Genomic DNA, 14,642 nt, shown 5'->3' with positions numbered 1-14,642 from the left:
GATGAACGCCGATCCCGATTCCGGCCTCCTGTCCCCGGTCCGCGCCGGCACGCCCGCCGAGGCGGCGACGGGTGATCTCGCCTGGTTGCGGGCCCTGTTGGACACGGAGGCGGCGCTCGCCAGGGCGCAGGCCCGCACCGGGCTGATCCCACGGGCCGCCGCGGAGGCGATCACCGATGCGGCCGCGTCGGCCGAGATCGACGTGGTCGCCTTGGCGCGGGCGGCTCGTGAGACGGCGAACCCGGTCGTGGGATTGATCAAGGAGCTGAGCGAGGCGGCCGGGACGGAGTACGTCCATCGCGGCTCCACCAGCCAGGACATCTTCGACACCGCGATGATGCTGGTCGCCGCGCGGACTCGGGCGCTGGTCACCGCGGACCTCGAGTCGACGGCGGACGCGCTGGCGGATCTCGCCCGCGCGCATCGCGACACGACCATGGCCGGGCGCACCCTCACCGCCCACGCGGTTCCGACCACGTTCGGACTCAAGGCGGCGGGCTGGCGACGGCTCACGCTCGACGCGCTCGACAGGCTGAACCGTGTCGTCCTGCCGGTCTCACTCGGAGGCGCCGCGGGCACGAGGGCCGCGTACGCCGAGCACGCGCGCCTCGCCGAGTTGCCCGACGGTTATCCGCAGCGGCTGCAGATGGCCTTCGCCGAGGAAACCGGTCTAGCCGAGACCACGCTCCCCTGGCACACTCTCCGCACCCCGACGGCCGACCTCGCGGCCGCCCTCTCGTTCACCGCCGCCGCGCTCGGGAAGATCGCGGTCGACGTCCAGTTCCTGACGCGCACCGAGGTCGGGGAGGTCACCGAACCCGCGGGTGAGGGCCGCGGCGGTTCCTCGGCGATGCCGCACAAACGCAATCCGGTGCTCGCGACGCTGATCCGTTCGGCCGCGCTGCAGGTCCCGGTGCTGGCCACCGGCGTCACCCAGGCCATGGTCTCCGAGGACGAACGGTCCGCGGGCGCGTGGCACGCCGAGTGGCAGCTGCTGCGCGAATGCCTGCGCCTGACCGGCGGCGCCGCGCACACGGCGGCCGAACTCGCCCGCGGCCTGGTCGTCAACGACGAACGCATGCGCGAGAACCTCGGCCTCACGCACGGCCAGATCGTCTCCGAGCGGCTTTCGACCGTGCTCGCCCCGCTGCTCGGCAAGGCGCGGGCCAAGGAGGTCCTCGGGCACGCGTCCAAGCTCGCCCTGGAGCAGGACAAGGCCCTCGGCGAGGTGCTTTCCGACATGCCGGAGATAACCGGAGTGCTCCCTGCGGAATCCCTCGCCGACCTGCTGGAGCCCGCGAACTACACCGGCTCGGCCGGAATGCTCACCGACGCCGCGCTGGAGGCCCGCGAAGAAAATCCGAAAACTCCTTGAACCGGTCCCGCACCGGCTCCGTGTAGGGGGTACAAGCTCACCGCGCCAAGCCGCGGAACCCCTACGAACAAGGAGAAATCCCATGCTTCGCAAGCGTTTCGTCGTCGCGGCGGCGTCCGCGGCCGCGGGCCTGGTGGTGCTGTCGGCCTGCTCCGGCGGCACCGAGGCGGTGGCCCCCGCCATCGCTCCCGCCGCCGCGGTGGCCGGGGCGGGCGGGAGCGCCCCCGCGGCCAAGGGCGAGACCAAGGTGGCCGTGGCCGAAGCCGGGAATCTCGGCCAGGTGCTCGTCGACAAGGACGGGTTCACCTTGTACCGCTTCGACAAGGACAGCGCGAAGCCGCCGAAGTCCAATTGCGACGGTGACTGCGCGAAGGCCTGGCCGCCGGTGCTGGCCGAGGGCGACGTCCAGGTCGAAGGCGTGGATCAGGCCCTGGTCGGCGAAGTGACCCGCGCCGACGGCCGCAAGCAGGTCACCGTCGGCGGCTGGGCGCTTTACCGCTACGCCAAGGACACCAAGGCGGGCGAGACGAAGGGGCAGGGCGTCGGCAGCACTTGGTACGCCGCGAACGCCAAGGGCGGCAAGGCGGGCCAGGCGGCGAAGGAGGCTCCGGCTGAGCAGAAGGACGGCGCCACCAAGCTGGTCGCGAGCAATGTCGACGGCATCGGACCGGCCATTGTGGATCAGGACGGTTTCACCCTGTACATGTTCACCAAGGACAAGAAGAACAAGCAGCCGACCTGCAACGGTGACTGCGCGAAAGCCTGGCCGCCGGTGCTCGCCGAGGGCGACGTCCAGCTCGAAGGCATCGACTCGAAGCTGCTCGGCAAGGTGAAGCGCGCGGACGGCACCACGCAGGTCACCGTCGGCGGGTGGGCCGTCTATCGCTACGCCAAGGACACAGCCGGTGAGGCCAACGGTCACGGCGTCGGCGGCACCTGGTTCGTCATCGAGCCCGCCGGCTGCAAGAGCAAAGCGCCGGTGAAGGACAAGGCCGCACAGAGCGGGAACGCCGCCCCCGAGAAGGAGGGCGCTCCCGCCCAGTCCGGTGGTTCGCAATACGGATACTGATCTAGTGGGCGAGGCCCGGCGGTCGCTCTTCCCGAGTGACGGCCGGGCCTTTCTCATGCTTCGGCCGTCGCGAAGCGTCAGGAAGAGGTTCGACGACCGTGGCGCTGTCGGCCCGGTCCGCCACCACGGTCTCCTCTTCGTCCTCCGGCAGCAGCACCTTGTGCCGCGCGGGCAGGAACGCGATCACCAGCCCGAGCGCGGCGAGGCCGAGGTGCAGCCAGTTGTCCGGCCCGTTGAGGTTGAACGGGTTTCCCGCCTGTGAGACCGGATTCGTCGAAACGGTCCCGGCGATCATCAGACCCCAGACGAACAGTGCCCCGAAGGCGACGAACGTCAGGAGACCGAAGACCCGGGACCGGCCCGACCCGAAGGTCAGCAGCAGACCGATCGCGCCCAGCAGGACGAACCCGAGGTTGTAGAGAGGGTTCACCGAGAATCCGAGCACGGTCGCGTCGCTGCGGCCGACGAAATCGGCGAACCCGGTCCTGGTGAAGCCCACGATCCCGAACACCAGGAAAGCCAGGCTCGACAGCCCGACCAGGACCTGCGCGGGCTGGAGACCCGCCGTCCGGATACGAGCGCGTTGTGCACGTGCCATTGCTCCGCCTCCCAGAGTTGGCGACCTGAATTCACGCTTGGGGACCGGATACCCCGGGGTCCTCCCGGGCAAACCGCCGCGTCCGAACGGCGTAACCGTGAACACGAACGGGTGGTCCGGTCAACAAGTCGTGTGGGCAAGGTGAGCGGAGTCGTCCTCCTGGTGGGGCTATGCCTGGGGGCCATCCTCGCGATGGCGCTGATTCCGCCGTCGCGTCCCGGTCCGGCGGCGGTCGCGGACGCGGCGTCGAGGGCCACGGTGATGACCGTCGAATCCCGACCGGAACCGGTCGAATCCCCGGCCCCGCCGTCCTCGAAGGCACCGCCGTCCTCGAAAGCACCGGAGGCACCGGGGCCGCCGAAGTCCGTCGATACCCAGGCCCTCGCGGACCTCGTGCCCGGCGGACAGGTGAGCGTGGTCGTCTACGACCGCACCGCCGAGAAGAACACGGTTTCCCTTAAAGCAGAACGTTCCTACACCTCGGCGTCACTTGTGAAGCTCCTCATCGCGCTCGAAGCGCTTCAGGCGGGCACATCGACGGGCACCGTGCAGCGGATGCTTTCGGTCAGCGATGACGACATCGCCGGCAGGCTGTGGTCGGCCCACGGCGGACCCGCCATCGTCACCCGCTGGGCGGCCAAGATCGGCCTCGGCGGCACGCGTCCGCCCGAGGATCCCGGCCGCTGGGGTGACACCCGGATCACCGCCGCGGACATCGCGAAGATCTACCGCTACCTGCTGGACCAGGCAGGCGCGGGGACACGGACGACGATCATGCGGGCGTTGAGCGGCGCGACGGAGAGCGGTTCCGACGGGATCCGGCAGTACTTCGGCATCCCGGACGCCGTCGGCTCCCTTCCATGGTCGATCAAGCAGGGCTGGGCGTGCTGCCGCGGCTCCCGCATCCTGCACAGCTCCGGCACCGTCGGCGAAGACGATCGCTACATCGTCGTCGTACTGACCTCTCAACCGACGTCGACCACCTACGCGGGCGCCGGCAGACGGATTACCGAGGTGGTGAAGGCACTGCTTCCTATTATTGACGGCCTGTAAACAAGGTGGGACAGTGGCGATACGCCGCTCTCCCGGGAGGTCGTCATGAGCACCGAAGCCCGCTTACCCGCCGTGACCCCGCTCGGCCCTGATTCCGTTGCCTGGCAAGTGGTCGGCGACCGGAGGCTGTTGCTCGGCGCGGGGACGGCGTTGCTGCTGCAGGTCGCGCATCCGGTGATCGGCGCCGGCGTGCACGACCATTCGAACTTCACCGAAGATCCATGGGGCCGCCTCGACCGGACCATCGATTCCTTGCTGTCACAGGTTTTCGGTGGCCGGGAGGCGATCGCGGAGGCCGAGCGGCTCCGCGAGATGCACAAGGCGTTCAAGGGTATCGACCATCACGGCGAGCGCTATCACGCACTGAACCCCGAGGCCTACTGGTGGGTGCACGGCTCGACGTTCTGGACAACCGTCCGCATGCGGGAGATCTTCGTACACCCCTTGTCCCGTGAGGAAAAACGAGCATTTTACGCGGAATGGCGACGTCTCGGCCTGCTACTCGGCCTCCGTGATCACCACATGCCGGAGGACCTCGAAGGGTTCGAGGCCTACTTCGACGACGTTGTCGCGAACAGGCTCGAGGACAACCACACGGTACGAGAACTACTCCGCTCGATCACCATGCGGGACATCCCACCGCCGCCGTGGTGGTTCTTGCCGGAGGTCTTGTGGCGTCCCGTCCGCCCGGCGGGCGGGAACGTACTGACACTGTGCGCGATCGGCCTGCTGCCCCGAGCGCTCCGCGACCACCTTGGTCTCAAGTGGACAAACGCGGACGAGCGGCGTCTCCGGCGGCTGGGAGCGGTCGCGAGAGCGGCCGGGAACCGAGTTCCCGACCGGCTTCGCTTGTACCCCAAGGCTTATCGCGCCAAGCGCGGTTATTGAGAGATAAGGCAAAGGGGCGCGCCCTGGTGGTGGGCCTCGTGAGCGGCCATGGGCGTGAGTCCCGAGCGCCACGTTCGAGACGGTGAGTGTCCCGGGCGAGGCGCTCGAGACCCGCTCATCGTCCGAGGCCGGGAAAGCTCACACCTCGCCCGGCACGACACGTTCGCCCTACCCCTCAGCAACGTCCTTACCACTCACGAGCCCCACCACGGTCCGCCACCTTTGCCTTACCCCTCAATAACTACTCGACGACGTCGACCAGCGCGCCCTTGGCGCCGGTGTTGGGCAAGGACCACGGGGTGACCCCACCGTTGGTGATGATCTTCTTGTCCTGCGGCGCGCACGGCGGCACGGTCCGCGCGCCGATCCACGCCAGCACGTCGGGCACCTGCGCCTTGAAGGTGTTCATGTTGTGCCCGGCATCGGGGATCCGCCACGACGAAAGCGTCGCGGGCGCGCGGACGGCCGCCTGGATCTGGTCGATCGAGAAGCTCTCGAAGTTTTCCTTGTCCCCCGCGATCGCGAGGATGTCGACCGGCGACGGGTGCTTCTGCAGGTTCACCGTGACCGTGTTCGCGTCGGCGATGTCCTGCCTGCCCTTGAACAGGTTCTCCGTCTCCGCGTCCACCGATGCCTTGTAGTAGCCGCTGACGCTCGCCGCCTGGCCGTACCACTGCGGATGCCTGGTCACCAGGTTCATCGCGCAGTAGCCGCCCGAGGACCAGCCCGCCATCGTCCACGCCTTGCGCTGCGGGTTGGCGCCGAGTCTCTCGATCGCCCAGTCGCGGATGTCCGCGCTCAGGTAGGTGTCGTTGGCGGTCCCGTTGACCTCGTCGATGCACTCGGTGTCATGGCCGACCTTCGGTTTCCCAGTCGGATCCGGGATGATCACCAGGGTCGGCGGGAGGACGTGCTTCGCGATGGCCGCGTCCAGTTTGGCGGGCATCTCGTAGGGACCGGTGACCACTTCCGGGCCGGACGGGTAGTTCGGGATCCATTCGATGACCGGGAACTTGAGCGACCGGTACGCGGGATCGTAGTACTGGGGCGGGAAGTACACCGAGACGTCACGCGTGAGCCCGGTGCGCTTGCCGGTCACCGTCATGTGCACGACGGAGCCCTTGCCCTCTTTGGCCCGCATCGCCCCGGCATCGCGCAGTTTGTCGAGGTCCGAGCCGTTCTGACCGGCGACGGCGTCGACGCTCTCCCCCGAGTACACGCCGGTGCCGAACAGGGCGCCGACCGTCGGGAAGAACCCGCCGATCATGTTCCCGCCCATCCCGGTGCTGACCACGACCAGCACCACCGCGACGAGGATCGTGGCGCTGCGGCCGAGGACCTTGCGGCGCCAGCGTTCCCAGAGGAACGGCACGGCGATGATCGCGAGCAGCGTCAGCACCACGACGATGACGAGGTTCAGTGTGGAATCGAGCCGGATGGCACTCAGTCCCAGTCCCATGGCGATCGTGTCCCTCTCCGGCCGCGGCACGCCCCCGCACCGCACTTCCCACATCTGGGTCAAGAGACGTGCGACCACCGGGAAGTGTTGTCCAGGGTGACGCGTGTCACCCTGGACAAACCGTGGCCCAGGCTACTCAGCCTTCGAGAGCGGTGCGCAGCACCCCGATCGCCTGCTTGATCGCGGCTTCCGCGGCGTGCGTCTCGCGCAGCGTGTTGAGCATGACGAAGTCATGGACGATGCCCTGGTACCGCACGGCCGTCACCGGTACTCCGGCCTGACGCAGCTTCGCGGCGTACGCCTCGCCTTCGTCGCGCAAGACGTCGGCCTCGGCGGTGATCACCAGCGCGGGCGGCAAGCCTGCCAGCTCGTCAAGGCTCGCGCGCAGTGGCGACGCGGTGATTTCCGCGCGCTGCGCCGGCTCGGTCGTGTACTGGTCCCAGAACCACTTCATGCCGTCGAGGGCGAGGAAGTAGCCCTCGGCGAACCGCCGGTAGGACTCGGTGTCGAAGTTCGCGTCGGTGACCGGATAGAAGAGCACCTGCTGACGGAAGGCGACGTCGCCGCGCTGCTTCGCGAGCAGCGTGAGCGCGGCGGTCATGTTCCCGCCGACGGAATCGCCGGCGATCGCGATCTTCGTGCTGTCGAGCCCGTTTTCGGCGCCGTGCTCGGCGACCCACTTCGCCACGGCGTAGTTCTGCTCGATGGCGACCGGGTAGCGCGCCTCCGGCGAGCGGTCGTATTCGGGGAAGACGACCGCCGCGCCCGCACCGACGGCGAGCTCGCGGACCAGGCGCTCGTGGGTGCGGAAGTTCCCGAAGACCCAGCCGGCGCCGTGGATGTAGACGATCACGGGCAGCGGACCGGTGACGCCCCGCGGGCGCACGATGCGGACCTCGACGCCGTCGACGTGCGTGGTCTCGACGTCCGCGGCGGGCAGTTCGACGTCGCCGCCTTGGACCTCGTCGACGGCCTTGCGTCCTTCTTCCGGCGGCAGCTGGAAGAGGAACGGCGGGTTGGCGGTGGCCTCGACGAAGGCCTGCGCGGCCGGCTCGAGGGCCAGGTTGTGCGGGTTGGCGGTCATTTCTGCCTCCTGGATCCGAAGTCGATGGACTGAATGTAGCTCGCAATTCAGTTGTGCACAACTAAACTGCACCCAAGGAGACCTTGCCCACTCAAGTGGCGGCCTGCGGCATGATCGACGCACCATGGGACGAGGAGGACCGATGCCGACGGACAACACCGGATCGCTGTGCCTGGACGATCAGCTGTGCTTCGGGCTCTACGCGGCATCGCGGGCCGTGACCGCGCTCTATCGCGTGGTGCTCGACGATCTGGGCCTGACCTATCCGCAGTATCTGGTGATGCTCGCGCTCTGGGAAGAGGACGAGCGGCTGGTCAAGGAACTCGGCACCGTGCTCAACCTCGACTCCGGCACGCTGTCGCCCCTGCTCAAGCGACTGGAGAGGTCCGGACTGGTCCAGCGCGTCCGGCAGGCCGACGACGAGCGGTCCGTTCGCATCAGCCTGACCGAGGACGGCGCCCGGCTCAGGGAGCGCGCGAGCGGGATCCCGAAGATCATCGGCGACGCGATGGGCCTCGACGCCGCCGGTCTCGCCCGCACCCGCGCGGAGCTCGATCGCTTGACAGAATCCGTGAACGCCTACCGCGAGGCCTACGTCCCGGCCGGTTAGCATGGGATTTCCGGCGCGGACAAAGGGATGACGATGATCGATCACGACGCGGCGCTCAGGGCCGTCGAGAACAGCTTGGACCGGCCGTCCGCGGCCCGGGTCTACGACTACTTCATCGGCGGCGACACGCACTACGCCATCGATCGCGATTTCGCCGAGAAGGTGCGCCAGCGCCTGCCGCTCATGGGCGACTACTGCAAGACCAGCAGGCAGTTCCTCGGCCGGGCCGTGCGGCATTGCGCGGAGCTGGGCGTCCGGCAGTTCGTCGACATCGGTTCCGGGCTGCCGACGGCGGGCAACGTGCACGAAGTCGCCGACGAGGCGCGGCCACAGGAGGACACGCACGTCCTCTACATCGACAACGAGCCGATCGCGCTCGCGCATTCGACGCTGCTGCTCGCCGACACCGCCGACCCGGACCGCCATCACGCGATCGCCGCGGACCTGTTCGACCCCGAGGACCTCTGGAACCGGGTGATGGACTCCGGCATCATCGACGTCCAGGAACCGATCGCGCTCGTGGTCAACGCGGTCATGCACTTCATCAAGGACGAGCAGGACCCCGACGGGCTGCTGGACTTCTACCGTGACCGGCTCGCACCGGGTTCACTGCTGGTGCTTTCGCAGATGACCAACGAGAACCCGGCCAACGACGAGGAACGACAGGCGCTGCTCGACATCCTCGAGTACTACGAGACCACGACGAACCCCGGTTTCCTGCGCACCATGGACGAGTTCCGGCGGTTCTTCGGCGGCTGGCCGCTGCTGGAGCCGGGCCTGGTCTACGCGCCGGCGTGGCACCCGGACGAGAAGACGATCTTCGCCGCGTCCCCCTCGGAGTCCCGCGTCATCGGCGGTATCGCCCGCAAGCCGTAACGTTGCCGCGCGCTGCCGAAAACCTTCCGCAGGGCGCCGGAACACAAACCGCGAGCGTGATCTGAAGGGCGCCCTACAAAAGATTTTCGGGGCCTTCGGCCAAAAGAGGCGCGCGGGTGAAGTCTCCGTCGGGCGCTGAGCGCCCTTGGGGAGACCTTTCGGTGCTGTGACCTGCCTCATGCCCTCTTGCAGTGCAACTAGGTGCATATGAAACTAGGTGCATGGCATTGGAGCACGCGATCCTGGTTTCGCTGTCCGAGCGGTCCGGCTCGGGCTACGAGCTGACGCGTCGCTTCGAGAAGTCCATCGGACTGTGGTGGACCGCCACCCACCAGCAGATCTACCGCGTCCTCAAGCGGATGGAGGACGCGGGCTGGATCGCCGTCGACCATGTCGCGCAGTCCGGGAAACCCGACAAGAAGGTCTACACCGTCGGCGACGCGGGGCGGGCCGAACTGGCCCGCTGGCTCTCCGAACCCGATCCGTCGGCCACCGCCAGGGAGCTCGCCGTGAAGATCCGCGGCGCGGCGCTCGGCGATCCGGCCGCCGTCGCCGCCGAGGTCACCCGGCATCGCGACGCGCACGCGGCACAGCTCGACGCGTACCTGCTGATCGAGAAGCGCGACTTTCCCGACCCCAGCGTCCTCAGTGGACAGTCGTTGCATCAGTTCCTCGTGCTGCGCGGAGGAATCCGAACCGAACAGGGCCACGTCGAGTGGCTCGAGGAAGTCCTCCAGGCATTCCACCACGATGCGTAAGGACCAGCGATGAGCCAGTACCCGAACCTGCTGTCCCCCCTCGATCTCGGTTTCACCACCCTGCGCAACAGGGTGATCATGGGTTCGATGCACACCGGTCTCGAGGACAAGGAAGCGCATTTCCCGCAACTGGCCGAGTACTACGCCGAACGCGCCCGCGGTGGCGTCGGGCTGATCGTCACCGGTGGGTTCGCGCCGAACCGGACCGGCTGGCTCCTGCCGCTGGCGTCGAAACTCTCCACGCGCGCGGAAGCCAAGGCGCACAAGCAACTCACCGATCCGGTGCACGAGGCCGGCGGCAAGATCGCGCTGCAGATCCTGCACGCGGGCCGCTATTCCTACCATCCGCTGAGCGTTTCCGCGTCGGCCGTCAAAGCGCCGATCAACCCCTTCAAACCGCGGGCCCTTTCCGGGTACGGCGTGCTGCGCCAGATCCGCGCGTTCGCCGATTGTGCCTTCCTGGCCAAGGAAGCGGGCTACGACGGCGTCGAGATCATGGGATCCGAGGGCTACTTCATCAACCAGTTCCTCGCCGAGCGGACCAACAAGCGCACCGACAAATGGGGCGGCAGCGCGGAGAACCGGCGCCGGATCGCCGTCGAGATCGTGCGCCGCACGCGGGAAGCGGTCGGCGAGGACTTCGTCATCATCTACCGGCTGTCCATGTTGGACCTCGTCGAAGGCGGGCAGCGCTGGGAAGACGTCGTCGCGCTGGCCAAGGAGGTCGAAGAGGCGGGCGCGACGATCATCAACACCGGCATCGGCTGGCACGAGGCGCGGGTGCCGACGATCGTGACGTCCGTGCCGCGCGCGGCCTTCACCTGGGTGACCGGGAAGCTCAAGCCGCACGTCGGGATCCCGGTGGTCACGTCGAACCGGATCAACATGCCCGAGGTCGCCGAGGAGGCGCTGGCCGGCGGCGACGCCGACCTGGTGTCGATGGCGCGGCCGTTCCTCGCCGACCCGGAGTGGATCCGGAAGGCCGAGACCGGTCGCGAGGACGAGATCAACACCTGCATCGCCTGCAACCAGGCCTGCCTCGACCACGCTTTCAAGCGGAAACTGGTGTCTTGCATGGTGAATCCGCGCGCGGGCCACGAAACGACGCTGACGCTGTCGCCCACGCGGAAGACCAAACGCGTCGCCGTCGTCGGCGCGGGCCCGGCCGGGCTCGCGGCCGCGACCGGCCTCGCCGAACGCGGCCACACGGTCGAACTCTTCGAAGCCGACGACGAAATCGGCGGCCAGTTCGGGATCGCTCGCAAGATCCCCGGCAAGGAGGAGTTCGCGGAGACCATCCGGTATTACACGCGGCGACTGGAGGTCACGGGCGTCAAGGTGCACCTCGGCACGCGCGTGACCGCCGCCGATCTCGTCGACGCCGGGTTCGACGAGATCGTGCTGGCCACCGGCGTGACACCGCGGGTGCCGTCGCTCCCCGGCATCGATCACCCCAAGGTTCTTTCCTATGTGGACGTCGTCCGGCACGGGAAACCGGTGGGCGGCAAGGTCGCCGTGATCGGCGCGGGCGGGATCGGCGTGGACGTCAGCGAGTTCCTGACGCACACCACCTCCCCCGCGCTCGATCTGGACGCGTGGATGGCCGAATGGGGCGTCACCGACCCCGAGCGGGCGGCCGGCGGGCTGACCGAGCGGAAGGTCGAGCCGTCACCGCGACAGGTCTTCCTGCTGCAGCGCAAGAAGTCCGGTATCGGCGCGGGACTGGGCAAGACCAGCGGCTGGGTGCACCGGGCCGCGCTGAAGGCCAAACGCGTCGAGCAGCTCACCGGGGTCACCTACGACCGGATCGACGACGACGGCCTGCACATCACCGTCGGTGACAAGCCGCGCGTGCTCGATGTGGACACCGTCGTCGTCTGCGCGGGCCAGGAGCCGGTGCGCGACCTCGTGGACGACCTGCGCTCGGCCGGGCTGCCGGTGCACCTGATCGGCGGCGCCGACGTCGCGGCGGAACTGGACGCCAAACGGGCCATCGATCAGGGAACCCGCCTCGCCGCCGTTCTCTGACGAGTGGCCTCGCAGATGGCAGGATGAACCCTTGTGCGGGACGTATGCGTGATCGGGCTCGGGTTGATCGGTGGTTCGCTGCTGCGCGCGGCGCATTCGATCGGCCGCACCACGTTCGGGGCGACGACCTCCGAAGCTGACGCGGACGCCGCCAGCAGAGCGGGTTTCGACGTGACCACACAGGTCGAAGCGGCGCTGGGCAAGGCGGCGGAGCGGGACGCGATGATCGTGCTCGCGGTGCCGCTGCCCGCGGTCGAAGAGGTGCTTCGGACCGTTTCGCGGGTCGCCGGGCACTGCGTGCTCACCGACGTGACCAGCGTGAAGGGCTCAGTGCTCGACTCCGTCCGGCGCCGCGCGCCGTACGCGAAGTTCGTCGGCGGGCATCCGATGGCCGGGACGGCGAACTCCGGCTGGAAGGCGAGCAACCCGGCGTTGTTCGGCGGCGCGGCGTGGGTGCTGGGCGTCGAGCACGACACCGATCTGACGGCGTGGGCGGAGGTCGCTCAGCTGGTGCTGGACGTCGGCGCGCACGTCGTGCCGCTGCCCGCGGACTCGCACGACGAGACGGTGGCGCGGATCTCGCATCTGCCGCATATCTTCGCGGCCATCCTGGCCACGATCGGCGCGCAGGGCGGCCCGCTGGCGATGTCGCTGGCCGCCGGCTCTTACACGGACGGCACCCGCGTGGCCGGGTCGAACCCGGCGCTGGTGCGGGCGATGACCGAGGGCAACCGGGACGCGCTGCTGCCGATCGTCGACGAGGCGCTCGGGCGGCTGGGTGCCGCGCGGGGTTCGCTGGCGTCCACGGGCGGTCTGGCGGTGACGGTCAACGCGGGCTACGAGGGTGCGCAAGCGTTTGCGGCCAGCAAGGACGCGGAACGCGCGGGGGTTCGGGTCAGCCTCACCGCCCCGGACGCGCGGGACGGCCTGATCGCCCTCGGCGAGCGCGGTGGCCGGATCACGGCGATCGACGGCGACACCGCGATCGGCGAGGTCTCCTGACGCGTTTCGGCACCTGCTTGCGATCCTTGCGCGCGCAACGATCGCAAGCAGGTGCCGAATTGCGAAGGACTACTGGCCCTGCGGGGGCTGCTGCTGGTTCTGCGGGGTGTCCGGGGTGTCGTCGAACTTGTTGATGAACCCCTTCGCCTTCTCGACACCCGAGTCGATCTGGGAGTCGTGACCGGAGAACTTCGACTTCGCGAAGTCGGCCGCCTTGTCCAGGCCGCCCTCGATCTTGTCGTTGTGCTCGCGGAGAGCGTCGGTGGCCTTGTTCTTCAATTCATCGAAGTTGATGCCCATGGCCTCATCGTCACACAGGTACCGGCGAACACGCCTCGCCGATCACCCGTCACGGGGACGCCCGGAACGGCCGGTCTCCCACGATGGCGACACGTTCGGCCACCCGCGCGTACGGGTGGTAGTCGTTGACGGCGTAATGCTGCGTGGCGCGGTTGTCCCAGAAGGCCACCGAACCCGGCCGCCAGCTGAAGCGCACCTGGAACTCCGGGATATGCGCCCGGCTGAACAGGTACCGCAGGAGCCTGTCGCTCTCGTCGCGGTCGATGCCGACGATGTGGGTCGTGAAGGCCTGGTTCACGAAGAGCGTTCGCCTGCCGGTTTCCGGATGTGTGCGGACGACCGGGTGCTCGACCGGCGGGAACTCGTCCTGGTGGCGCAGCAGCAGTTCCGAATCGGAGAAGCGGTCGAAGCCGGGGATGAAGTCGTGCACCGCGGTCAACCCGTCGACTCGATCACGGACGTCTTCCGGCAGGTTGTCGTAGGCGGCGGCCATGTCGGCCCACATGGTGTCGCCGCCGACCGGCGGGACCTCGATCAGCCGCAGGACCGAACCGAGCGCCGGCTCGGGCCGGAACGTGACGTCCACGTGCCAGATGTTCTCGAACGCGGGCATCGTCGCCGATCGGGTGAACCGAGTGGTGTCCTCGGTCTCCCCCTTCGGGATGAACGGGTTCGTCTCCAGTTCACCCCAGTTGGCGGCGAACGCGCGCTGGTGTGCCGAAGTGATGTCCTGGTCGCGGAAGAACAGCACCTTCCACTCCAGCAGCGCGCGATTCAGCTCGGCGTGGAGGGCGGGCGTCAGCGGCCGGGCGAGGTCGACGCCGCCGATCTCGGCACCGATCACCCGGCCCAGCGGGCGCAGCGCGAAAAGCTCGTAAGGGCGCTCTTCGACGCCTTCCGGCAGGCGCCGCAGCAGGCGCGGTCCTTCGAGGATTCCACCGTCGGGGACGGTCGCGGGGCGGAGTTCGATGGACATACGTGCTCCCTGGATCCACCGTCGGACGACTTGGCGAGATGAGGGGCTACGAGGGCGGGGAACCCAGGCGTCCACGGCGCAGGAACAGCGCTACGACACCTTCACCCACCGAGCGGATCGGTGAGGACTGCCGGATGTCGGACACGTCTTCATGGTGGCGGCGGCCGGGAGGAGGGTCAACCTCGTCCACGGGCCGGGACGATCACCGTCTCCGCTCGGAGGGAAAGCTTCCCGACCACGTGTTCCGCTCCTCGCGCGGCCGCAGCGCCTCGGCCAGCACCCACTGCGAGTGCGTCGTGCCGCCCCGGCCGACCGGACCGAGCTGGAAGGTGACCCAGCCGACCCAGTGCCCCGTCGTCGTCGCCCGCCACATCCCCAGCAGTCCGGGGACGGTGGCGGTCAGATCCAGCCCGTCGGGCAGCCGGGTCTTCGCCGCGCCGACCGGGTACACCAGCCTGAGGTCGACCCAAACGGGCTGGTTGGGCCGGACCATGTGCAGGTGACGCGGCCCCGGCGGCAGCGTGTCACCAGTGTCGAGCATGCGTCGATTATGCGTGAAAACTCGA

At 68.5% G+C, this 14,642-nt stretch carries 15 protein-coding genes; 9 read left to right on the top strand and 6 right to left on the bottom strand.

Annotated features, from left to right (window positions below):
• Position 1 precedes the first annotated feature (1 nt).
• Together H074_RS14215 and H074_RS14210 are read left to right on the top strand one after the other, a co-directional pair.
• Entirely contained in the window at positions 2–1,375 is a 1,374-nt protein-coding gene (locus H074_RS14215; protein ID WP_007030744.1) for a nitrosuccinate lyase, read from the top strand.
• Positions 1,376–1,457: 82 nt separating this feature from the next.
• Complete coding sequence (locus H074_RS14210) at positions 1,458–2,444, top strand: lipoprotein (protein WP_007030743.1); 987 nt, start codon at positions 1,458–1,460, stop codon at positions 2,442–2,444.
• A gap of 1 nt (position 2,445) precedes the next feature.
• On the opposite strand, the gene H074_RS14205 is transcribed toward H074_RS14210, so the two are convergent.
• Positions 2,446–3,042: a DUF4383 domain-containing protein gene (locus H074_RS14205; protein ID WP_007030742.1), complete on the bottom strand. Its 597-nt coding sequence runs from the start codon at positions 3,040–3,042 to the stop codon at positions 2,446–2,448.
• 132 nt (positions 3,043–3,174) lie between these two features.
• On the opposite strand from H074_RS14205, the gene H074_RS14200 reads away from it, so the two are divergent.
• Together H074_RS14200 and H074_RS14195 are read left to right on the top strand one after the other, a co-directional pair.
• A complete protein-coding gene (locus H074_RS14200; protein WP_007030741.1) occupies positions 3,175–4,095 on the top strand; it encodes a serine hydrolase in 921 nt (306 codons plus the stop codon).
• A gap of 45 nt (positions 4,096–4,140) precedes the next feature.
• Positions 4,141–4,983: an oxygenase MpaB family protein gene (locus tag H074_RS14195; protein WP_007030740.1), complete on the top strand. Its 843-nt coding sequence runs from the start codon at positions 4,141–4,143 to the stop codon at positions 4,981–4,983.
• Positions 4,984–5,224: 241 nt separating this feature from the next.
• On the opposite strand, the gene H074_RS14190 is transcribed toward H074_RS14195, so the two are convergent.
• Positions 5,225–6,442, bottom strand: a complete 1,218-nt coding sequence (locus H074_RS14190) for an alpha/beta hydrolase (protein WP_007030739.1) — start codon at positions 6,440–6,442, stop codon at positions 5,225–5,227.
• 136 nt (positions 6,443–6,578) lie between these two features.
• Positions 6,579–7,526, bottom strand: a complete 948-nt coding sequence (locus H074_RS14185; RefSeq protein WP_007030738.1) for an alpha/beta hydrolase — start codon at positions 7,524–7,526, stop codon at positions 6,579–6,581.
• 142 nt (positions 7,527–7,668) lie between these two features.
• Here H074_RS14185 and H074_RS14180 point away from each other — a divergent pair, with 142 nt between their 5' ends.
• The 5 genes from H074_RS14180 (at position 7,669) to H074_RS14160 (ending at position 12,800) form a co-directional block, all read left to right on the top strand.
• Entirely contained in the window at positions 7,669–8,136 is a 468-nt protein-coding gene (locus H074_RS14180; RefSeq protein ID WP_007030737.1) for a MarR family winged helix-turn-helix transcriptional regulator, read from the top strand.
• A gap of 27 nt (positions 8,137–8,163) precedes the next feature.
• Positions 8,164–9,012 (top strand): SAM-dependent methyltransferase, encoded by an 849-nt coding sequence (locus H074_RS14175; RefSeq protein WP_007030736.1) that lies wholly within the window; start codon positions 8,164–8,166, stop codon positions 9,010–9,012.
• Positions 9,013–9,233: 221 nt separating this feature from the next.
• Positions 9,234–9,770 (top strand): PadR family transcriptional regulator, encoded by a 537-nt coding sequence (locus tag H074_RS14170; protein ID WP_007030735.1) that lies wholly within the window; start codon positions 9,234–9,236, stop codon positions 9,768–9,770.
• A gap of 9 nt (positions 9,771–9,779) precedes the next feature.
• On the top strand, positions 9,780–11,798 hold the full coding sequence (locus H074_RS14165; RefSeq protein WP_007030734.1) for an NADPH-dependent 2,4-dienoyl-CoA reductase: 2,019 nt from the start codon (positions 9,780–9,782) through the stop codon (positions 11,796–11,798).
• Between the two features lie 48 nt (positions 11,799–11,846).
• Complete coding sequence (locus H074_RS14160) at positions 11,847–12,800, top strand: prephenate dehydrogenase (protein WP_039922378.1); 954 nt, start codon at positions 11,847–11,849, stop codon at positions 12,798–12,800.
• A 69-nt stretch (positions 12,801–12,869) separates the two neighbouring features.
• Here the strand turns inward: H074_RS14160 and H074_RS14155 are convergent, their stop codons facing one another.
• The 3 genes from H074_RS14155 to H074_RS14145 form a co-directional block, all read right to left on the bottom strand.
• Positions 12,870–13,100: an antitoxin gene (locus H074_RS14155; RefSeq protein ID WP_007030732.1), complete on the bottom strand. Its 231-nt coding sequence runs from the start codon at positions 13,098–13,100 to the stop codon at positions 12,870–12,872.
• A 49-nt stretch (positions 13,101–13,149) separates the two neighbouring features.
• The gene (locus tag H074_RS14150) at positions 13,150–14,076 is read right to left on the bottom strand and encodes a TauD/TfdA dioxygenase family protein (protein WP_007030731.1); all 927 of its coding nucleotides are present in this window, start codon (positions 14,074–14,076) and stop codon (positions 13,150–13,152) included.
• A gap of 202 nt (positions 14,077–14,278) precedes the next feature.
• On the bottom strand, positions 14,279–14,617 hold the full coding sequence (locus tag H074_RS14145; RefSeq protein WP_007030730.1) for a hypothetical protein: 339 nt from the start codon (positions 14,615–14,617) through the stop codon (positions 14,279–14,281).
• Between the last annotated feature and the right edge of the window lie 25 nt (positions 14,618–14,642).

The organism is Amycolatopsis decaplanina DSM 44594 (assembly GCF_000342005.1).
Classification (GTDB): Bacteria; Actinomycetota; Actinomycetes; order Mycobacteriales; family Pseudonocardiaceae; genus Amycolatopsis; species Amycolatopsis decaplanina.
The sequence above is the reverse complement of the archived record's forward strand: the minus strand, read 5'-3'. Positions and strand labels throughout refer to the sequence as shown.